23 protein-coding genes and 1 tRNA gene are annotated in these 20094 nt (G+C 61.1%); 9 read left to right on the forward strand and 15 right to left on the reverse strand.

Going from position 1 to position 20094, the window contains the following annotated elements:
• Nucleotides 1–18: 18 nt before the first annotated feature.
• The gene (locus tag KEM63_RS08450; protein WP_223650662.1) at nucleotides 19–2013 is read left to right on the forward strand and encodes an acetoacetate--CoA ligase; all 1995 of its coding nucleotides are present in this window, start codon (nucleotides 19–21) and stop codon (nucleotides 2011–2013) included.
• An 87-nt stretch (nucleotides 2014–2100) separates the two neighbouring features.
• Here KEM63_RS08450 and KEM63_RS08455 read toward each other — a convergent pair whose 3' ends face one another.
• Genes KEM63_RS08455 through KEM63_RS08465 form a run of 3 tightly spaced genes read right to left on the reverse strand, consistent with a single transcriptional unit; the run spans nucleotide 2101 to nucleotide 3305 of the window.
• Entirely contained in the window at nucleotides 2101–2532 is a 432-nt protein-coding gene (locus tag KEM63_RS08455; protein WP_223650663.1) for a YeeE/YedE family protein, read from the reverse strand.
• Between the two features lie 9 nt (nucleotides 2533–2541).
• The gene (locus tag KEM63_RS08460) at nucleotides 2542–2973 is read right to left on the reverse strand and encodes a YeeE/YedE family protein (RefSeq protein WP_223650664.1); all 432 of its coding nucleotides are present in this window, start codon (nucleotides 2971–2973) and stop codon (nucleotides 2542–2544) included.
• Nucleotides 2970–3305, reverse strand: a complete 336-nt coding sequence (locus tag KEM63_RS08465) for an ArsR/SmtB family transcription factor (RefSeq protein ID WP_223655849.1) — start codon at nucleotides 3303–3305, stop codon at nucleotides 2970–2972. Before KEM63_RS08465 ends, KEM63_RS08460 begins: the two co-directional genes overlap by 4 nt.
• Nucleotides 3306–3430: 125 nt before the next feature.
• Here KEM63_RS08465 and KEM63_RS08470 point away from each other — a divergent pair, with 125 nt between their 5' ends.
• Nucleotides 3431–3679 carry a hypothetical protein gene (locus tag KEM63_RS08470; protein WP_223650665.1) on the forward strand — a complete coding sequence of 83 codons (249 nt, stop codon included), beginning with the start codon at nucleotides 3431–3433 and terminating at the stop codon, nucleotides 3677–3679.
• A 22-nt stretch (nucleotides 3680–3701) separates the two neighbouring features.
• Nucleotides 3702–4451, forward strand: coding sequence for an MBL fold metallo-hydrolase (locus KEM63_RS08475; RefSeq protein WP_223650666.1), 750 nt, complete (start codon nucleotides 3702–3704; stop codon nucleotides 4449–4451).
• A gap of 103 nt (nucleotides 4452–4554) precedes the next feature.
• Here KEM63_RS08475 and KEM63_RS08480 read toward each other — a convergent pair.
• Nucleotides 4555–4644, reverse strand: a tRNA-Ser gene (locus tag KEM63_RS08480).
• 239 nt (nucleotides 4645–4883) lie between these two features.
• Between KEM63_RS08480 and KEM63_RS08485 the strand changes: the two genes are divergently transcribed.
• From KEM63_RS08485 to cls, 6 genes are all read left to right on the forward strand, one after another.
• Nucleotides 4884–5558, forward strand: a complete 675-nt coding sequence (locus tag KEM63_RS08485; protein WP_223650668.1) for a Bax inhibitor-1/YccA family protein — start codon at nucleotides 4884–4886, stop codon at nucleotides 5556–5558.
• A 66-nt stretch (nucleotides 5559–5624) separates the two neighbouring features.
• Nucleotides 5625–6014: a sulfurtransferase complex subunit TusD gene (gene tusD / locus KEM63_RS08490; RefSeq protein ID WP_223650670.1), complete on the forward strand. Its 390-nt coding sequence runs from the start codon at nucleotides 5625–5627 to the stop codon at nucleotides 6012–6014.
• A 2-nt stretch (nucleotides 6015–6016) separates the two neighbouring features.
• Nucleotides 6017–6370, forward strand: a complete 354-nt coding sequence (gene tusC, locus KEM63_RS08495; RefSeq protein ID WP_223650671.1) for a sulfurtransferase complex subunit TusC — start codon at nucleotides 6017–6019, stop codon at nucleotides 6368–6370.
• Nucleotides 6370–6669 carry a sulfurtransferase complex subunit TusB gene (tusB, locus tag KEM63_RS08500; RefSeq protein WP_223650672.1) on the forward strand — a complete coding sequence of 100 codons (300 nt, stop codon included), beginning with the start codon at nucleotides 6370–6372 and terminating at the stop codon, nucleotides 6667–6669. The genes tusC and tusB overlap by 1 nt, the downstream gene beginning before the upstream one ends.
• Complete coding sequence (locus KEM63_RS08505) at nucleotides 6666–7004, forward strand: TusE/DsrC/DsvC family sulfur relay protein (RefSeq protein WP_223650673.1); 339 nt, start codon at nucleotides 6666–6668, stop codon at nucleotides 7002–7004. Before tusB ends, KEM63_RS08505 begins: the two co-directional genes overlap by 4 nt.
• A gap of 34 nt (nucleotides 7005–7038) precedes the next feature.
• Entirely contained in the window at nucleotides 7039–8478 is a 1440-nt protein-coding gene (cls, locus tag KEM63_RS08510; protein WP_223650674.1) for a cardiolipin synthase, read from the forward strand.
• Nucleotides 8479–8480: 2 nt separating this feature from the next.
• Here cls and KEM63_RS08515 read toward each other — a convergent pair whose 3' ends face one another.
• The 11 genes from KEM63_RS08515 to KEM63_RS08565 form a co-directional block, all read right to left on the reverse strand.
• A complete protein-coding gene (locus KEM63_RS08515) occupies nucleotides 8481–9965 on the reverse strand; it encodes a phospholipase D family protein (RefSeq protein ID WP_223650675.1) in 1485 nt (494 codons plus the stop codon).
• Between the two features lie 86 nt (nucleotides 9966–10051).
• Nucleotides 10052–12643: a lysozyme inhibitor LprI family protein gene (locus tag KEM63_RS08520; RefSeq protein ID WP_223650676.1), complete on the reverse strand. Its 2592-nt coding sequence runs from the start codon at nucleotides 12641–12643 to the stop codon at nucleotides 10052–10054.
• 12 nt (nucleotides 12644–12655) lie between these two features.
• Nucleotides 12656–13402, reverse strand: coding sequence for a TonB family protein (locus KEM63_RS08525; protein WP_223650678.1), 747 nt, complete (start codon nucleotides 13400–13402; stop codon nucleotides 12656–12658).
• Nucleotides 13402–13836, reverse strand: coding sequence for a TonB system transport protein ExbD (exbD, locus tag KEM63_RS08530; RefSeq protein WP_223650680.1), 435 nt, complete (start codon nucleotides 13834–13836; stop codon nucleotides 13402–13404). Before exbD ends, KEM63_RS08525 begins: the two co-directional genes overlap by 1 nt.
• Before the next feature lies 1 nt (nucleotide 13837).
• Nucleotides 13838–14698, reverse strand: coding sequence for a MotA/TolQ/ExbB proton channel family protein (locus tag KEM63_RS08535; protein WP_223650688.1), 861 nt, complete (start codon nucleotides 14696–14698; stop codon nucleotides 13838–13840).
• Nucleotides 14699–14732: 34 nt separating this feature from the next.
• Nucleotides 14733–15044, reverse strand: coding sequence for a winged helix-turn-helix domain-containing protein (locus KEM63_RS08540; RefSeq protein WP_223650690.1), 312 nt, complete (start codon nucleotides 15042–15044; stop codon nucleotides 14733–14735).
• The gene (locus KEM63_RS08545) at nucleotides 15044–15592 is read right to left on the reverse strand and encodes a hypothetical protein (protein ID WP_223650692.1); all 549 of its coding nucleotides are present in this window, start codon (nucleotides 15590–15592) and stop codon (nucleotides 15044–15046) included. The genes KEM63_RS08540 and KEM63_RS08545 overlap by 1 nt, the downstream gene beginning before the upstream one ends.
• Nucleotides 15593–15668: 76 nt before the next feature.
• Nucleotides 15669–16856: a GGDEF domain-containing protein gene (locus KEM63_RS08550; protein WP_223650695.1), complete on the reverse strand. Its 1188-nt coding sequence runs from the start codon at nucleotides 16854–16856 to the stop codon at nucleotides 15669–15671.
• A 189-nt stretch (nucleotides 16857–17045) separates the two neighbouring features.
• Nucleotides 17046–18053: an ArsA family ATPase gene (locus KEM63_RS08555; RefSeq protein ID WP_223650697.1), complete on the reverse strand. Its 1008-nt coding sequence runs from the start codon at nucleotides 18051–18053 to the stop codon at nucleotides 17046–17048.
• A 20-nt stretch (nucleotides 18054–18073) separates the two neighbouring features.
• Nucleotides 18074–18358 carry a cory-CC-star protein gene (locus tag KEM63_RS08560; RefSeq protein ID WP_223650698.1) on the reverse strand — a complete coding sequence of 95 codons (285 nt, stop codon included), beginning with the start codon at nucleotides 18356–18358 and terminating at the stop codon, nucleotides 18074–18076.
• Nucleotides 18355–20034 (reverse strand): carbon starvation CstA family protein, encoded by a 1680-nt coding sequence (locus tag KEM63_RS08565; protein ID WP_223650700.1) that lies wholly within the window; start codon nucleotides 20032–20034, stop codon nucleotides 18355–18357. The genes KEM63_RS08560 and KEM63_RS08565 overlap by 4 nt, the downstream gene beginning before the upstream one ends.
• Between the last annotated feature and the right edge of the window lie 60 nt (nucleotides 20035–20094).

Here is a 20094-nt window from a genome sequence, read left to right on the forward strand (position 1 = left end):
CCAGACAAGGGGCAGGTCATGAATGCGTCGTCAGAATCCGAAATCGTCTGGTCTCCGTCCGAGGCGCTGATACGTGAGTGCAGACTGGGACAGTTCACGACCTGGCTCGAAGACCAGGGGCTAGGCGCGTTCGCCGATTACCATGCGCTGCACGCCTGGTCGATTGCCGAGCTGGAGCCGTTCTGGGCTAACGTCTGGGCCTTCTGCGGCCTGGTTTCCCACCGCCCCGCTTCCCGCGTTCTCGGCAATCGGGACATGCCAGGCGCCACGTGGTTTCCAGGCATGACGCTCAACTTTGCCGAGAATCTGCTGCGCTTCGCCGACGAAGGTCGTGCAGACAACGAAGCGATTGTCTCTTACAGCGAAACCAGACCCGTCATGCGCCGCTCTTTCAGGCAGTTGAAGGAGGATGTCGGGGCGCTCGAGGCGTTTCTTCGAAGCAAGGGACTGACTGCCAACGACCGCGTGGCAGGTATCGTCACCAACGGATATGAGGCAATCGTCGGGATGCTGGCGGCAACCAGCCTGGGCGCGATCTGGTCGTCTGCCTCACCGGACTTCGGCTTGGCTGCAATCACCGACCGCTTCGGTCAGATCGAACCGAGCGCCCTGATCGTCGTGAATGGTTACGGCTACGCCGGCAAGCGATTCAGTCGCCAATACGACTTCGTCGAGGTCATCAACGCTCTGCCTTCGCTGAAGACTGTTGTCAGCGTCGGACAACTGCCGGACGAGCAGCCCGTGCCGCATCAGCTTGTCACGACCTGGAATGAGGCCCTCGCGGCCGGTCGCGGCGCTGCGCCCAGCTTCACGGCGTTACCTGCGGACCATCCGGTTTATATCCTGTATTCATCCGGCACAACCGGCAAACCCAAGTGCATCGTGCACGGGGCCGCAGGCATACTCGCGACCCATGCCAAGGAATTGATTCTGCACGGCGACGTGCGGCCCGGCGACCGGTTGCTCTACTTCACAACCTGCGGCTGGATGATGTGGAACTGGCAAGCGTCTGCGCTGCTCGCCGGTGCATCGCTGGTCGTGGTGGACGGATCGCCAGGTTACCCGGCCCTGGACAAGCTGTGGCAGATCGTCGCCAGCGAGCGCGTATCGCATTTCGGGACCAGCGCCCGCTTCCTGGCCGAATGCCGCAAGTCAGGACTGACACCGGCAAAGGCCCTGGATCAGACCTTGCTCAGGGTGGTGTTTTCCACCGGCTCCCCTCTCCTGCCCGAGGACTACGACTGGGTATATGCCCACGGCGCGCCGAATGCGCTGCTCGGCTCAATTTCCGGCGGAACGGACATCTGCGGTAGTTTCGTCGGCGCAAGCCCGCTGCTTCCCGTGCGGCGAGGAGAAATCCAATGCCGGCTTCTCGGCGTCGACGCGGTGGCTTTCGACGACCGGGGCATCGCCCTGGAGGAAGGCCGAGGGGAACTGGTGTGCAGGGCCCCGCTTCCTTCCATGCCGCTGTACTTCTGGGGCGACACGACCGGTGAACGCTTTCACGACGCATACTTCAGTACCTTCCCGGGCGTGTGGGCGCATGGCGACTTCATCGAATTCACCGCGTACGGCGGCGCGGTCATCTACGGCCGCTCCGACGCCACACTCAACCCGGGCGGCGTACGGATCGGAACCGCAGAAATATATCGTCAGGTCGAAACCGTCCCGGAAATCAAGGACAGCCTCGTGATCGGTCGCCAGATCGACGGTGATGTCGAAGTCCTGCTACTGGTGCAACTGGTCAGCGACTCGCGGCTTACCGAGGAGCTCGTCTCCAGACTGAAAAGCCGGATCCGCAGCGGCGCGAGCCCCCGGCATGTGCCGAAGCATATCGTCGAGGTAGCTGACATCCCCTATACCCGGTCGGGGAAAAAGGTCGAAATCGCCGTCGCGCGGCTGGTCAACGGCCATGACAAGCCAAGCAATCTGGACGGTCTCGCCAATCCGGAAGCGCTGGCGCACATTGAAAAGGTGCTGCGGAGCATCGCGTTGATCAACCACCATCGGTAGGCCGGCTGCTGGTCCAGTTCCCAGGGGGGCCTAGACGGTCGTCCGAGCCTGCGCACCAGACGAGCCATCGCGTGCCGTGCCGCATGGTTACGAATGCGCAGACCTGGCGGTCATGCGCGACTGCAGTTCATACAACGCCATACCCACCAGCATTGCTGCTACAAAAATGACCGGCTCCACCATCCCGGTGAACAACGAGGCAACTGCCGGACCCGGGCAGTAACCCGCCAGCCCCCACCCTGCCCCGAAGGCAAGACCACCCAGCACCAGTCGTCGATCGATCCGAGTGGCGGAAGGTAAGCGCATCTCGTCACCAAGCACCGCTCTGGTGCGCCTCGACGCAAAGAAGAACGCTACGCTCGACACGAGGATGGCACCGCCCATCACCAAGCCAAGGGAAGGATCCCATACGCCGGTTACATCAAGAAAACCCAACACCTTGGATGGATCGGTCATACCCGACAGGATGAGCCCGAAACCGAATATCAGCCCGACAATAAATGCGCTCAGAATATTCATGTAGAAGCCTCAACCAAGCAGATGACGCGTGACAAAGACAGTGAAGAAACCACTCGCCATGAACGACAGTGTGGCCACCAGCGAACGCGGCGACCGCCGTGCCAGCCCACATACCCCATGGCCGCTGGTGCAGCCCGAGCCATAGCGCGTGCCCACCCCTACCAGCAAGCCGGCGACAATGAGCATCGCCGCACTTGCATTGACCTCAACGGGCGGCAATGTGAAGGCGTTCGCGTACACCAGGGGTGCCACTATCAGTCCGGCGATGAATGCCACCCGCCAGAGAACGTCTCCCTTCGCCGGCCGCAGCAACCCGCCGATGATTCCGCTGATGCCGGCAATGCGCCCGTTGAGCAAGATGAACATGGCTGCGGCCAGTCCAATCAACATGCCGCCCGCCAGTGAGGCCCAGGGAGTGAAGTTCAGCCAATCTATAGTCATCTCATCCCCTCCTCGTGAGGCGCTTGTTGACAGTACAGTGCGTAGAGCACTTCCATCACCTGCAGCGCATTCTGGCTGGTGATTCGGTAGAACACTTGCTTACCCTCTCGCCGCGTGGCCACCAACCCGTTGAGCCGCAGTACCGTCAATTGCTGCGACAGTGTTGGTTGTTCCACGCCCGTTGTTGCAGCCAGCTCGGACACAGCGAGTTCGCCCTGGGACATTTGGCACAGCAGCAGTAAGCGCTCGGGGTTGGCCAGCACCTTGAGCAACGCACTCGCCTCGCCAGCGGACTTGCGAAGCTCCGTCATATCTATTGTCGACGCCGTCATGCCAAAGCCCTCTTTAAAAGCGACCTTGACAGTACGCAATATCGTTATATATTTCAATATATCGTATAGCGTCACACGTCGCGCTCCATCTCGAAGAGCTCGATCGGGAATGGGACGTTGAACGTATGTTGGAGGTCAACGCATCGACCATCGCCTTGTCCGGTCCGGTCCGGTCCGGTCTGGTACTGCCTCTGACGGTCAGCACGAAATGGTTCTTGCTGCCAGGGATCGTGCTGCCCTTCCGGCTTCGACACGCCATACAGGGTTGGTGCCCGCCCTTGTCGATTTCGCGCCGCCAGAGCGTGAGAACACGCGGCGAGATCGACCGGGAAAAGTTTGCCTTGCTCTCCGCGCTCGACAGCCAGACGCGCTAACCAACCAACCGACGAGGCCACCATGATCTTTCGCCAGCTGTTCGAACCCGTATCCTCAACCTACACCTACCTGCTAGGGTGCGAGGAAACCGGCAAGGCCGTGCTGATAGACCCGGTCATATCGGCCGTAGACCGCGATCTGGCCGAATTGGCTCGGCTGGGTTTGACGCTGGCGTACTCGCTCGATACTCACATTCATGCGGACCACATCACCGCAGGATTGGAGCTGAAGAAGAGAACAGGTTCGCTCATCGCGGGCCCAGCGATCGATGCGTTACCCTGCACCGACGTTGGTGTAGAAGAAGGCAAGGACCTCGTCGTGGGCAATTTGCGATTGCAACCCATCCACACCCCGGGTCATACCGACGGTCACTTCGCGTATCTGCTGGGGGATCGGCTATTCACCGGGGACGCATTGCTGATCGATGGATGCGGCCGTACGGATTTTCAGAACGGCAGCGCCGACGATCTGTTCGAAAGTGTCCGCCAGAAGCTGTTCGCGCTCCCGGACGATACGCTGGTGTACCCGGCGCATGACTATCAGGACCGTCGAGTCTCGACCATTGCCCAGGAAAAGCGTCGTAACCCTCGGCTGGGCGAAGCGATATCGCTGGAACGCTTCAGGGAGATCATGGACGGATTGAACCTGCCATATCCCAAATTTATTGACCACGCCGTGCCGGGCAATCGCCAGTGCGGCGTATGCCCCCCAGACCTGACGGATAACCTGCGTCGGTATTGCGAGCAGATTGAGCACAGTCCGCAGGGCTGACTAGCGTTCCCTGGCTGCGGTGCAGGCTCATTCAGCGAAGGCTTCGCCGAAAGACCTGTGGTAAAACGAAAAAGCCCGGCACAAGCCGGGCTTTTTCATTTATTGGCGGAGGGACAGGGATTCGAACCCTGGGAAGGCTTTCACCTTCGCCGGTTTTCAAGACCGGTGCATTCAACCGCTCTGCCATCCCTCCACGGCCGGCAATACTACCGGAAACTCCAGTTCAGTCAATGGTCTAAAGCGCGAACTGCATCCGTCGCTTGCAAAAAGAGCGCGGCCGGATGGTCTGCCCGGTTTGACGCACTCTGTGACAAAGCGCCAGGCCTGAAACCGCATGTTCAAGCGGCTGAAGCTTGATTTGAAACGGCCAGCCGGTATGATCGATTGCAGTCGTGAAGGACCATCTATTGTCACCATTTGGAGAGTTTGCATATGAACACACAACAGCGACCTAGCGCATATCAGCATGCTGCGGTCAGCGAGGCGGAAGTCAGCAAGCTTTTCCGCAACACCTACAGCTTGCTGGCCATCACCATGGCGTTCAGTGCCATGGTTGCTTTCGTTTCGATGAGCCTCAACCTGCCGCACCCGGGTCTGATCATCACCCTGGTGGGCTTTTACGGGTTGTTGTTCCTGACCACCAAGCTGCGCAACTCCGGCTGGGGTCTGGTCAGTACCTTCGCCTTTACCGGTTTCCTGGGCTACACCATCGGGCCGATTCTCAATGCCTACCTTTCGCTGCCCAACGGCGGTCAACTGGTGACGATGGCGCTGGGGATGACCGCGCTGGTGTTCTTCGGCCTCTCGGCTTACGCCATCCTGAGCCGCAAGGATTTCAGCTTCCTGTCGGGCTTCATCATGGCCGGCTTCATCGTACTGCTCTGCGCAGTGGTGGCCAGCTTCTTCATCCAGATCAGTGGCTTGCAGCTCGCCATTTCCGCTGGTTTCGTGCTGTTTTCCTCGGCTGTGATCCTGTACCAGACCAGTGCGATCATCCACGGCGGTGAAGACAACTACATCATGGCGACGATCACCCTGTTCGTTTCCATCTACAACCTCTTCCTCAGCCTGCTGCAGCTGCTCGGCATCTTCGGTAGCGACGACTGACCAGCAGTTTGGCTATACTTCCGGGGCCCGCTTATGCGGGCCTCCTTGTTTTCGACGGTCGCACAGATGAAATTCGCTATCGCCCTCCTCGCCGGCCCCCAGGATCCAGCCGCTCGCACGGCATTGAATTTCGCTCGGGCGGTCATCGGCCAGGGTCACGAAATCAGCCACCTGTTCTTCTACCGCGATGGTGTACAGCTGGCGACCGAGTTTGCTGTGACCCCTCAGGACGAAGCGGACATTCATCTGCAATGGCGCGAATTCGTCGACCAGCACCAGCTCGACGCGGTCATCTGCATCGCTGCTGCGCTCAAGCGCGGCGTTCTCGATCAGGATGAAGCACAGCGCTGGAACCGCTCCGGTTGCAATACCGGAAAGCCATGGGAGCTGTCCGGCCTGGGACAGTGGATCGAGGCACTGCAGACTGCCGACCGCGCCGTGACGTTCGGGACCTGACCATGCGAAGCCTTCTGATCATCACTCGACAACCGCCTGCGCGCGCTGCAGCCCGTGAAGCGCTGGACGTGGCACTGGCCGCCGCGGCGTTCGGCGTGCCGACCGGAATTCTGTTCATGGACGACGGGGTGCTCCAGTTACTGAAAGGGCAGGATGCGCATCAGCTCTCGATAAAATCGCTGTCAGCGAACCTTCAGGCACTGCCCATGTTCGGGGTCGAGGACATCATGGTCTGCCGGCATTCTCTCGGTGAGCGAGGCATTGCCTCCAACGAGTGCCTGCTGGACGCCCGTGGGGTCAGCCCTAGCGATATTTCTCTGCTGCTGCAGAATTATGACCAGGTAGTCTCTCTTTGATGCTCCACCTCCTGCGCCATGCGCCGCACACCGATCCAAGCTTCGCCAGCTGTCTGCGCGCCATCGCTGCCGGCCAGAACCTGTTGCTGCTTGAAGATGCCGTATATGCCCTTCTCCCAGCCACCAACCAGAGCCAGGCACTGGGTTTCTTGCCAGCCAGCATCAGAATCTATGCGATCGAAAGCGACCTGCTGGGGCGCGGACTCGCGCTGGATGCTGTTCCGGCCCGAGTGCAGCTCATCGATTACCCGCGGTTCGTCGAGTTGTGTGTGGCACATGAGAAGGTCATAAGCTGGTGAGCCGCTTTCTGTCGATCGAGGGCAGGACCATCGAACTGGATAACGAGGGGTTCCTCGTCGACCTTTCCGACTGGAGCGAACAGGCCGCACGGTCGCTTGGCCATGGCGAAGGTATCGCCATCACGCCCGCCCATATGGAGGTCTTGCTCGCGGTGCGTCGATTCTACGAGCAGTATCAGTTGTCGCCTGCCATGCGCCCGCTGGTGAAGTTCATCGGTCAGGAGTTGGGCGCTGACAAGGGCAATAGCCTGTATCTGTTGAAACTGTTTCCCGGAAGCCCTGCCAAACTGGTGAGTAAACTAGCCGGATTGCCCAAGCCTGACAATTGCCTGTAGTACTCGCGCAGCCGGGCAGTCCTGACGGAGCAGAATGGAAAACCTCCAGAACATCTTCGGAATCCTTGTCGCCGTCTTCTACTGGCTTCTCACCGCAGGGGTTACAGCGCGGATCATTGCGCTGCGCAACCCGGTCAGCGTCACGCTCGCCTGGCTGCTGGTCATCTTTATCGTACCGGTGGTGGGAGCGGTACTTTATCTGCTGTTCGGGGAACTGAACCTCGGGAGAAAGCGTGCCGAACGCGCCGCTAACATGGTTGAGCCCTATCTGAGCCTGCCGGGCAGCGGAACCGCGCTGCCTGCACCGCTCCCGGGTGGAGAGCTGACTCGCGCCGTCAATCAGCTGCTCATAACCCAGGTCGGCATCGCCGCCCAGAGCTATTCGGATCTGCGGCTACTCGATTCGCCCGACGCAATCTTCGACGAGCTTTGCCAGGACGTGCGTAGCGCTCAACACAGCATCCGCATCGAAACCTACATCTGGCATCCGGGCGGACGCGTCGACGAACTTGTGGAAGCGTTGGTTGAGGCCTGTGGGCGAGGCGTATCGGTATCACTATTGATCGACCATGCCGGTAGCCGGTCCTTTCTCGGCTCGGACGAACGCAAGCGGCTGGAACAGGCCGGCGTGCAGGTCGTCGCGGCGCTCCCTGTGCGGCTATGGCGGGCACTGGCTAGCCGCATCGACCTGCGGTTGCATCGCAAGCTTATCGTGATCGATGACCGGATCGCCTATACCGGCTCGATGAACATCGCCGATCCTGCCCATTTCAAGCAGGACGCGGAAGTCGGTCAGTGGGTCGACGTGATGCTCAGGGTCGACGGTCAGGCTGCGGCGGGTCTGGCGAAGGTGTTCGCCTGGGATTGGGAGGTCGAAACCGGCGAACGACGATTGCCTGAACCGGAAGTCATGGAGCGAGGGTCATCCGATTGGCTGATGGTCATACCGTCGGGCCCCGGCATTGGTGAAGATCTGATCAGTCAGACGGTATTGCTGGGCATCTACCGGGCGAACCATCGCATCATCATCAGCACGCCCTACTTCGTCCCGTCGGAAACCATACTAGACGCGCTCTGTCAGGCTGCGCGCCGAGGCGTGCGGGTCCAACTGCTGGTGCCGCGGCGCAACGATTCGATGATGGTCAACTGGGCCAGCCGGTCCTACTTCGGTGAATTGCTTGACGCCGGAGTCGAGATTCTGCTGTTCGACGGTGGCTTGCTCCACAGTAAGGCAATGCTGATGGACAACCAGTTGGCGCTGGTAGGATCGGTCAATCTGGATATTCGCAGCCTCCAGCTCAATTTCGAACTGACCGTAGCACTGACCAGCCCGAAAGGCTGCAGCGAAGTCGCCGCTCTGCTCGCCTCCTATCGGGCTCAAAGCGAGCAATTGCTGCCCGAGCGGTGGGCCCAGCGCAGTCGCGCGGCCCGAGCGCTGGAGCGGCTGATGTATTTCATGAGCCCGCTGCTCTGAGATCAGAGCTGACTCTCGATCGGCAGCCACTGAAATAGCCATGCTCCGAGCCGCCGCCATGTACCGGCGCGCGGTTCCCTGCTCCAGGTACGATGATCGTCCTCCCAGCGCAGATCGCCATCCTGCAGCCTGAGCTCGTAGGCGATATCCGGCGTGGTCCACAGATCAAACAGATCGGCCGTCTGACTGGCGAGTGCCTGCTGATACACCAGCACGCCCGACTCTGTGTTCAAGGAGATCGACCTGGGATCGAGATTAATAGAGCCAATGAACACGCGCTCACGATCGAATATGAACGCCTTGGCATGCAGGCTCGCCGTCGACTCGTTGAAAAACGCCTGCACGTCGCGTCGCTGCTCAGACGGCGGCTTGAGTTCCCAGATACGCACCCCTCCCTTCAGGAGGCCTTCGCGATAAGGTGCATAGCCGCTATGCACCGCCACGACATCGGTCGTCGCCAGTGAGTTGGTCAACACCTTGACTGCCACGCCGCTGTCGGCCAGACGCAATAGAAAGTTCTGGCCCTCTTCCCCGGGAATGAAGTACGCGGTTATGGCCAGCAGCTCGCCGTCGGCTTCGCTGGCGTGACGCGCGAGGCTGCGGCCTACGAGTGGTACGGTGTTGAGCTGGTCGAACGGGTCGGCCTTGGCTGGCGGATCATACATCCAGTCGGCCACGCCCCACTGCCAGTGTATGGCCCTGGTTTGCAGGAATCGCCGGAACATGGACGCTTCGATCTGCCGACGATAGTTCGCCTCGTCGAAGCTGGAGGTTGTGCGAGCCAGGCGCGCCCGCAGAGCCTGCAGGCGGGTACGCCCGACCCGCCGTTCCAGCATGCTGACCGGCAGCGACTTGCGGCTGTTCCAGTACTCGTCGAAGCTGCTCGCCACCTTGGGTACAACGGCGCCCATGCCGAGAATATCGAGGTCGCGGAAGTTGCTGGCGCTGAGTGCGTAGTACTCGTCCCCAATGTTGCGGCCGCCGGTAATGAACATCTGCCCGTCCGCGACCATCAGCTTGTTGTGCATACGATGATTGATTCGGCCGAACTCGCTGACCTTGCTGAGGTTTCGCAGCCATCTCTGACGCAGCGTCAGCGGGTTGAACAGACGCACTTCGATGTTGGGGTGACGATCCAGCGCGGCAAGACGCTCGCCATCGAGCTGGTTGCCGAGGTCATCGAGCAGTAGCCGCACTCTCACGCCGCGGTCCGCTGCGCCGAGCAGGCGTTCGGCAACCAGCGCACCGGTACGGTCCTGATTATAGATGTAGTACTGCAGGTCCAGACTCTGCTGAGCAGCTTCGATCAGTTGCAGCCGCGCGGCGAGTGCATCTGCACCGGCCTGCAGCAGCACGAACCCCGACGCTGTCGCATCCGTCTGACGGCTTCGCACATAACTGCTGATGACGTTGTCCTGCCGCGCCGGCAACGTGAAGCTGGGCGGCAGGTCATGGTCCGGCAGGCTGGTGGCACATCCGCTCAACATGCCGAGCAAAAGGAGAATGCCGACTGAGTATCTGATTTGTCGTATCTCGTTTGTCCATGCGGCGCTGCGTGGCGCCGCGTTTGTCGTTACTGCTGGTTCTCGTTGACCACCAGTTGATACTCGGTAACCGGCTTGCCTCGGATGTCGATGGTGACGAAGCCCTTGCCGGTTGGCGTGAAGCCCTGGGTGTAGGCCGCACTGAGCAAAGCTCTCCAGGTCCCTTCGACATCGTTGCGCTGAGGATCGAAGGTAACGGCCAATACCTTGAGCGGCCCACTGGAGTCCAGCGTGTAACCGCCGACGGGTGTCGTACCGGCGCTCACAGGAAAACTGACCTTCAGTTTCAGCAGCTGTTCAGTATTGGCTGCAAGATCGTCGAACACCAGCGTAAGTGGCCCGGTGAGTTTCGCTCCGCCTCGTCGGACCGCGGCGGTGCCAACTGTCGTACCTATCTTGCGAAGCCGCTTGGCGAGATCGGCCGGGCTGATCTGTCGCGGACTGCCGAACAACGACATGGCCGGCCGCTCCTTCAGAATGACCGGGTATTCCTCCTCGCCATCGCGCACCACATACACTTCGCCAGCATGCAGGTTGCCCGGCTTGGCGCGTGTCAGAGCGGGCTCGTACTCAGTGGTGCACAGTTGCTCGCGCAGCCCCGACCGCGCAGCCTCATCCAGCCGCGTATTATTCTGCAGGCGATTGCAAACCTGGCGATCATATCCCGCCCATTCCTCGCGCGCCGCGCCCGCCTGAAGGAGCGCATCAATGACTTGCGCGCCAGCATTCTCAGCGGCGAACAGCAATGCGGTCTGACGTGCCTGGCTGGCCTCCTTGCGGTCAGGTCCGCCAACACCGGCCTCGGCATTCGGTGTGGTCTGGCGATGTACATCAGCGTCCGCTCCCAGCAACATGGCGACGCTCTCCGGCTGGTCTAGTTGGGTAGCAGTCATCAATGCAGTCTTGCCCCAGACGTTCTGCTGATCCGGCTCGAAACCAGCCTGCAGCAGCAACGCAAGTGCTTGCGGAGTAGCGACCGCAGCCATGGTTGCCGAATCAGCATCCGGCCCTCTGCCCCGGTCCGCTCCCAGAGCGCTGGTTTCATAGTCGATAAAATCGCGAATTACCTGCGCTGGCGCATTGTTCAGCAGGACGCTATGCAGCGTGGCGAACTGTCTGCCCTTTTCCAGATCACCCGGCGCTGGCGCGATCGCAAAGCGTGGCGTGTATCGGGCGTTGGCCGGCAACGGCATATCCACGGATGACTCGGGCGTGCGCAGGTTTTCCATCGCTCTGGCAAACGTTTCGTGCAAAAGCAGGTCAGCGGCGCGCAGACTGTCCTGCTCGGACAGCCCCTGCTCGGCAAACATGGTGCGCAGCTCCTGATGGGCTGGCAGCAACAGAGGCATGACGCGACGGTAGATCAGCTTGTTTCGGAGGTTTCGTTCCGACCAGGCAAAGAACGCGTCCATGGCCTGATCGTTACGGGCACGGATGGCGCCCTCACGGCCATAGCGAGACCAGCCGTCAGCGCCCAGCAGCGGCAGATTGAGCAACGTCCATTGCCGCTCCTTCCAGCTCTGATAGTTGTCGCGTCGCTCATGCTGAGCGAAGTCCGGCAGCGGCTCGCCAGCAATCGCTTGCAACTGGGTATCGAGTTGCGCGTATACATCGAGACCCGCCAGCGTATTGGTGCGGGGCGGCGTCAGATACGTCTGAAACAGGCAGCGGCGTTCCAGCCCCCCGTCACGGACCTCGTACAAACCGGCGTAGGCAGACTCGCCTCGCGCGGCGGGCGAGTAGAAGCCCCAGGTTTCGTTGATGAGAACGTACAGTCTGCCGTCGCGCTGGAATACGTCCAGCGATCCATAGTCGCCGGTCTGCGAGGAAGACGCATGCGCGCGGCCGCCATAGTTGGGTTGCTCGGCCACCCACCTGGGTAGGGTGCGGTCATCCGCTACCGGTCTGCCGTCAATGCTCAATCCGCGGGGGCGAATCTCGTATCCACCGAACGGGCCTGCGTCATGCACGGCTACCTCGATCGTGCTCCCCGCCACCTCTGCACGGTTGCCAGGGGCGTGAGTACCCGCGAGCCGCGTCACCCCCTGAATACGCCCTGGATCGGGCCAGCCGTTTTGGCGCAGGTCGTCGTTCAAGGCCTGCCCCATCGCCTCACACTGGCCACCAGTCGCTGCGTCGGCAAGTCGAAATTCGGCATAGCTGGCCAGTGCATGAGGCCCGCTTTGCTGCAACGCGTCGGCTTCCGGCCAATCGCGCAGCTCGGCGCGGCGCTGTCGATACATGGCAAGCAGGCAGGCTTCGGCCTGTGCGTCTTCTGCCGCCGAGGCGTCCGGCTGGCACTGCGCTGCTCGACTGAGTTGCCATTGCCGCTGGCTCGCCTCCAGCAGCAAGGCGCCAGGCACATCGAGACCACGCAAGCGTTGGCGATACAGGGCCGCGACTTCCCGGTCGGCTTGGGCCAGACGCTCACTGGAGCAGATTGTGCGATGTACGGCAGGCAGTGCACCGGAGCACTCGAAACTGGCAAACCCTTCCACCACCGGCTCGAAAGCGCGTGGCCCCTTGTCGATAGGGGTCATCTGGACGACATCCGGAGAGCCGCACGCAGCCAGCATGGCGGCGAAGCCAGCAAGGCCTGTTCTAGTCAAGATCACACGCATGGCAGTCTCCGCTTATTTTATGAATATGGCTGTGCCGTAAATGGTGTACCGGGTCCCGCCCTGATTCGGCGGCGGCGGAAATGGCCCGGCTTGTCGTATGGCCGCCTCCGCAGCCGCGTCCAGCACCTCGTCTCCGCAACGATCTATCTCGAAATCGAGTACCTTTCCGGTCTGATCTATGGTGATCTCGTACGGGATGTAGCACTGCCGCTTGAAGTCATTGGGATCGCCCTTGTAGCCCGGTGGCGGCTTGTACACAGAGCCCTCGGGCCGCTTCAGATTGGCGATCACCCGGTTCTTCACTGTATCGGCATAGTCGGAGGGCACCGGGCGTCCGCGAGCGCTGCTGCCGGTCGCTGTTGGCGGAGGCGGCGCTGCCCACTGCTGATTCTCGCCAAAGGAATAGCTCGGCGGGCCAGACGGCTTTGGTGGAGCCGGCTGCGGCTTGGGCGCCGGCCTGGGTGCCGGTTCAGGTTCAGGTTCAGGTTCAGGTTCAGGTTCCGGCTCTGGCTCTGGCTCTGGTTCCGGTTCCGGCTCTGGCTCTGGCTCTGGTTCCGGTTCCGGCTCCGGCTCGGGCTCAGGTTCCGGCTCTGGTTCAGGCGGTCGGATGACCTCGATAGCGACGATCGTTTCGTCCTGCAGAACCGGCCGAGCGAAGCGCTCGCTCAGTACCCACGCAGCCAGACCTGCGTGGGCAGCCAGGGAGAGCACCACCACGGTCAGACGAAGTGGCCAGCCAGTGCTGGCGTGGTCTTTCATCAGGGATCCAGCTCTTCCGCGGCAACCAGGCTGATCCGCGTGTAGCCTGCTTTCTGCAGCGCATTCATGACGCGCATCAGTGTGCCGTAATCGACCGCCTGATCACCACGCAGGAACATTCGGGTTTCGACGTTTCGATTCGTCAGGGTGTCGACAGCGGACTGCAGATCGAAGAGCGTTACCGATTCCTCCTGCAGAAACAACTCGCCGTTGGCCTGGACGCTGACATAAACGGGGTCAGTGGGTGGGGCCGCCGGCGTCGCTGCATTGCTCGGCAAATCCACGGGTACATCCACAGTGGCCAACGGAGCAGCCACCATGAAAATGATCAGCAGAACGAGCATCACGTCGACGAAAGGGGTGATGTTCATTTCCGCGTTCTGCTGATAGTTGTGCCGCTTGACCGTCGGTCCTGAGTCGAAATGAATCGCCATCTCAGCGCACTCCATCCATCTGACGGGAGGCGGACGCGATCATTTCGGCAGAGAAGTTATCCAGGGAGCCGACGAAGCCGTTGATGTCGCGGGCGAACTTGTTGAAGATCATGACCGCAGGAATGGCTGCAAAAAGACCCAGCGCCGTAGCCAGCAGCGCTTCGGCAATGCCGGGCGCGACGACAGCCAGACTCGCCGATTTCAATGTGGCGATGCTGGCGAAGCTGTTCAGAATGCCCCATACCGTGCCGAAAAGACCGATAAAGGGAGCTGTGGCACCAATTGTCGCGAGTACGCCCATCATGCTGCCCAATCGGGCAAGATCGCGCTCCTGAACGATACTGGCCGTCAACGACATGCGCTGCAGCATGCGGTTGATCTGATCGGCCGGCGGGTTGTCGCGACGGCCGAAGTGGTGCAACTCTGCCTGCGCCACCTGCCACATGCGGCCCATCGCACTCTGCTCCGCCTGCTCCTGCATGGCGGCGGTATCACCCCCCCGGAACGCCCGCAGGAACCGTTGATTCCCGCGCCGCGCCTTGCCGAAGACGATGATTTTCTCCAGCAACACCGCCCAGGTGAGCAGCGAACAGAGAATCAGCAACACCATGACCGCCTTGACCACCAGGTCGGCCTGCTCGAACATCTCGCGGACCCCGAACGTTGCCGGAGGCTCGCCCTGCCCGGCCGACACCGGCGCTAGCCGCTGATCGACCGCAGCCGGCGAGGCGGCTTCCTGCTCTGCCTGGGCAAGCACCAGACTGGCGGACAGACCACTGCAACCGAGCAGTGTCAGTAAAGCAACGAGCCGCAGCCGGGCCTGCCAGCGGGTAGTCAACGAACGGACGGTATGGATGTACATGGAACCCCTCTTGTTATGTTTGTTATCGGTTGAGTCAATTTGACGAATCGAGATCCTGTGGCGCCAGGATGGCGTGCAGCGTGGCAACGTACTGTCCGAAGGCCTCGCGACCCTGGGGGCTCAACTTGACCCGCGTGCGCGGCTTCTTGCCCGCGAAGTCCTTGGAAACCTTCACGTAGCCGGCCGTTTCGAGCGTCGAGATATGTGCTCCGAGATTGCCGTCCGTGGTGTCGACAATCGAGCGCAGTACCACGAATTCGAGCCAATGCCCCGCTTCTAGCGTGTTGAGCGCAGCCATGATCTTCAGCCTGACCGGCTGGTGGATTATCTCGTCAGGATTCTGCATCACTGCTGCCTCAGCCAGAGGCCCGCCAGGATGAGCGTTCCACCGAAGGTCGCTGCCATCCACCACCAGAAGATGAAGTGAAAGACGAAGAAGCCGGCAACGCTGGTGACTGCGAGCAGCGCACCCAGGGCCAGATAGCGCGGTCGCAAATGGACCCCGCGGATGATGTACAGCGCAGCCACGAACAGTGGCCCGATCATCAGGCTCTGTTCGGCGCTGATCGGCCACATGACGATATTGAGCAGAAGGCAGAACACCAGGATGGCACCGACCAGGGTCAGATACCGCCAGGCAATACCAGGTATCTCGGGATTGATGCGACAGGCCATGAACGTGCCCAGAACCAGCGCACAGATGACGACGATCATCCAGATCGGAAGAATCAGGGAGGGGAATAAACCGGTGAGCAGAAAGCCCAGCGAATAACAGATGCCCCAGAGGACGAGCTGGCTGGACTCGGCACGGTAGTCCTGAAAACCGGCGGCGCGGGCGCGGATGGTGGCTATCTCGCGCAAAGCACGGGCGGCCTCTTCGGCAGACGGGGACATGTGGATCTCGCATTGTTTTTATATTCTGCAAAGTACTCTATGGTGCAGAGCAGAAAAAAACAAGCGCGCCATTGGCTCAGATGATGCTGTCGAGACTCGACAGGCGCAAACCTTCCTGCCAGGCATGGGTACGGTTTCGACCAAGCTGCTTTGCTCGATACAGCGCATGATCTGCACGTTCCACCACATCATCCAGCAGATACCCACGCTGTTTTTCGACGCAGGCCATCCCGATGGATACCGTTGATTTCAGCAGCGTGCCTCCGGTGTCGACTAACACGTCCTGCCACGCCTCGCGGATGCGTTCAGCCAGCTCGCCGGCCTGGGCCAAATCGGTGTCCGGGAGCGATACGACAAATTCTTCCCCGCCGAATCGACAGGGGAGATCCGTTGCGCGCAGATGCTTCTCCAGATGCAGCGCAAACGCCTGGAGCACGAGATCGCCGGCCTTGTGTCCGTGCTGATCGTTGATTGACTTGAAGCGATCCAGATCCATGAGCAGCAGGCTGAGCGGGCGTCGAAAGCGTCGCGCCTGTGCCAGATGTCTGCCGGCCGCCTCTTCGAACGCCCGGCGATTGAGCAGATCAGTCAACGGGTCGCGCGTAGCCTGTCTACGCAGTGCCTGCTGAAGCCGCAGCGTGGTGAAGATGAAACAGATCAGGGAGAAACCGTATATGAAGGCAATGCCTTCGAGGTAATTCACCGCTTCGATGGACGAGGCGGCCTGCATGCTGGAGACACTGACGTAATCCGGATTCAGAGCGTAGGTGAGGAAACGCCTGAGGTAGACGGCGGCGTGTACGCCCCACAGGATCACCCAGGCCAGCAACAGGGCACGCTGTCGAAGCCGAAGCAGCAGAACCTCCAGTGTAGTGACCAGGCACGCCCCTACGACAATGGCGCTGTGAATCATGATGCTGATGCGCAGCGAATCCTGAAAGGCGAAAAACGCGCTCCCCTGGATCAGACAGAGCAGCAGCATTACCTTGTAGAACTGCGGTTGGACCTGGCCGAAACGGTAACAGCGCGTCCCCCACCAGAGGATGAAGTAAGCCTGGGTGATGATCACGGCACTGATCCACAGCGGCAGTGGCGGGCTGTACACCTGCCAGAGCAGGCCCGGAATGAATACGGTGAGGCCACCTGCCCAGTATCGGATAGCGACGATCTGGCGATTGAGAAAGCTGGCGACCAGCAGACCGACGACCGATATGACGGTGGTCAGCGCGAGGACCAGCATGAGAGTGGCGATGTCTGGCGTCATGTTCCCCGATCCCTGGGCGACGTTTGAATGAGCGTAGGGTATCTGCTTGCGGTGCCCATGCCAAAGCTGACTCGACGAGCTGTCGCCTCGCCGGGACATTCGGTCAATCTGCTCGCATGGTTGACGATCGCGGTGCCTCGAAGGACATGGGCGATGAACCTCGACGCCCATGTCCTTGCAGATGCCGTATCAGAACCCTTCTGCTTCGAGCCGCTCGGCGATCTGTTCGAGTATGACTATCCCCTGCACATCGGTTTCCAGCCACGGCAGCCGGGGCCGCGGCAGATCGCTGAGTTCTTCATCGATGCGCTGGAGGTAAACCGCTTCCTGCTCGCGCCGGCGACGCAGGAATTCACCATCGGCGGTGTCCGGAATGACTCGGTTGACCAGCGCGGCGGCAACCGGGACGCCGGCCTCGCGCAGCGTTGCGACCGCCCTGCTGGTTTCGAGGATCGGCAGACGCTCAGGCGTCAGCACGAACATGAATCCGCTGCGTGCCGGGTCTTCGATCTGCCGGCGAGCCTGGTGGAACAGCCTGCGCCGGTTGAGCAACACTGTCGCAACATCGCGGGTCTTCTGATCCAGATCGCTGAGCCGCTCCTCGCGCGGATCGGCGAACGGGCTGGCAACATCGCGACCGCTCCGAGGCGTAAGGTGTTTCAGCACCTTGCCCAGTTCCTCCGATCGCTTGTTATGGGACAACAGCCCATCGGTCCACGCCGCCATCGCCTCGGGGAGCGTCAGCAGCCGCAACGTATGGCCGGTAGGCGCAGTGTCGAAGATGATCAGGTCATAGCCATCGCTCTGGTCGGTGACCAGCCTCGCGATCCGTTCCAGCAGAGCTGCTTCCTGGGTGCCCGGCGAATGGCGGGTGAGCTGCATCTGTCTCTGCAGCTCACTAACCATCTCCGGCGCTGCAAAGCGCCGCATCTGCTCGGTCACGTTCGCCAGATGGGCGTCGACTTCGGCGTCCGGGTCGATTTCCATGGCGTCCAGGTTCGGAAGGATGCACTGAGGATAATGACCGAGCGGGCGATCAAATGCGTCTCCCAGACTGTGCGCAGGATCGGTCGAGACGATCAGGCAGCGCTTGCCGCGGCGCGCGGCAAGGATTGCCAGGCCGGCCGAGACAGTGGTCTTGCCCACGCCTCCCTTGCCGCCGACCCACAACAGGTGGCGTTCAAGCAGATCAAACATGATCGGTCCTCAAACAAGGCTCAGCAGCAACGAAAGTGGTCCAGCGGGGAATGCTCCATGCCCTGACGCCGGTGCCAGTCATGGAACCGCTCGAGCAGCAGCGGCTGCAACTCGAGCGTGTAGTACGCAGCGGGGTTCGGCACGCCCATCATCTCGCCAAATACCAGCAGCATGAACAGGTCGTCTTCATCGCGCCGAGCTCTAGCGATCGCGCCTCGGTACCGCGCGCTATAGGCTTCCTCGAGAAAGAAACGGGCCTGGCTGAGCCAGGCCCGAGGCGCACGCGGAAAAGTCCCGCGTTTCATTCTCCCCTCTCGGCGACAACGGCTGCGCGGTGACGCTTCAATGACGCCGCACACTCCATGGCGACGAGAACCGCCGCAATCAGCACGACAATGTCGAGGAACAGCAGGAACCAGTTGCCCTGCTCATAGAAGGTACGCAGCTGAAAGATGAGCGCGGTGACCGTCATGACCAGCAGGAAGCACAACGGCGCGAGCGTGTACCACATCGGCCGGCGCAGGTGCACGAGCATCACCGTGATGACCAGCAGAGTCAGACCCGCCAGCAGCTGGTTGGTGGTGCCGAACAATGGCCAGATGATCATGCCGCCGGAGCCGTCTGCGCCGCCGGCGCCGAACGCCAGCAGTATGCAGGAGCCAACCGCCAGCAGCGTGGCAGGCAACGGCTTCTTCATCCAATCCAGGTTATAGATCTCACCCCACTCCTGGAAGATGTAGCGTTGCAGGCGCAGACCGGTATCCATGGTGGTACCGGCAAATAGCGCTGCCATGACCGTGAGCAGCGTAGCGGCGGTTACTTCCGGCAACCCCAGACCGTGGTGGATGATATATGCCCCGCCCTCGACGAATGCGGTAACGCCGCCCTGGCCGAATGCGCTGTACATCGCTTGCCAATCGGCGAGGCTGGCGAATCCGGCAGTCGCTACCAGGATCGCTGCCAGCGCCAGGCCGCCCTCCCCGATTGCGCCGAAGTAACCAACAAAGCGAGCGTCGGTTTCGCGGTTCAGTTGCTTGGAGGTAGTACCCGAGGAAACCAGGCCATGGAAGCCGGAGATGGCGCCGCACGCGATGGTCACGAACAGCAGCGGTACGATCGACGGGGTTCCTGCCGGCACGTTGTCGTTGAACGCCGGCGCGATCATGGCCGGATTCAGCACGCAAATTGCGCCGTACAGGATGATCAGGCCGACAAACAGCTGCAGGCCATTAATATAGTCACGCGGCTGCAGCAGGACCCACACCGGCAGAATGGAGGCAATCGCCGCATAGGCAAACAGCAGCAGAATCCAGACGGCGTTGCCGGACATTCCCGCCACTTCTTCAGGCATCTGCAAGGGAACGGATGGGCCTGCCCAGATCAGCGCGTACAGGGCGATGACCCCGACTACCGAGACCAGTCCAAGGCCGATGATGCGACGATAGATCAACTGACCAATGATCAGCGCCACGATGATCGCTCCCCAGACAGGCAGAACTGCAGTCGGGAAGTTCATCATCAGACGCGCGATCACTACCGCGAACACGGCATTGACCATCAGCAGTACCAGGAAGATCACGATCATGAAGATGCTGCGGGCGCGCTTGCCGACCACATCGCCAGTCAGCGAGCCGACCGATCTCGCCTTGTTCCGTACGCTGGCCCAGATGGCGCCGGCATCGTGCACGCCGGCAAAGAAAACGGTGCCCAGCACGACCCAGAGAAAGGCCGGCGCCCAGCCCCAGATGACCGCGATGGCCGGGCCGACGATGGGTGCCGCGCCTGCAACGGATGTGAAGTGGTGACCCCAGAGTACGAACTTGTTGGTAGGGACGAAATCGACACCGTCCTCGAATTCATGTGCGGGCGTGCGATAGTCGGGATCGAGGCGATAGATCTTCTCGGCAATGAATTTGGAGTAGACGAAGTACCCCAGGGCCATGGTGCCCAGGCCCACAAGCAGCAGGATCACCGCGTTCATGCAAGACTCCTGATTATAATTTTAGTAATTCGCAAGTTTCGGACCGCTTCGGCTGGGTGA

Origin of the sequence: Halopseudomonas nanhaiensis (assembly GCF_020025155.1) — a bacterium.
In the GTDB taxonomy this organism is placed as follows: domain Bacteria; phylum Pseudomonadota; class Gammaproteobacteria; order Pseudomonadales; family Pseudomonadaceae; genus Halopseudomonas; species Halopseudomonas nanhaiensis.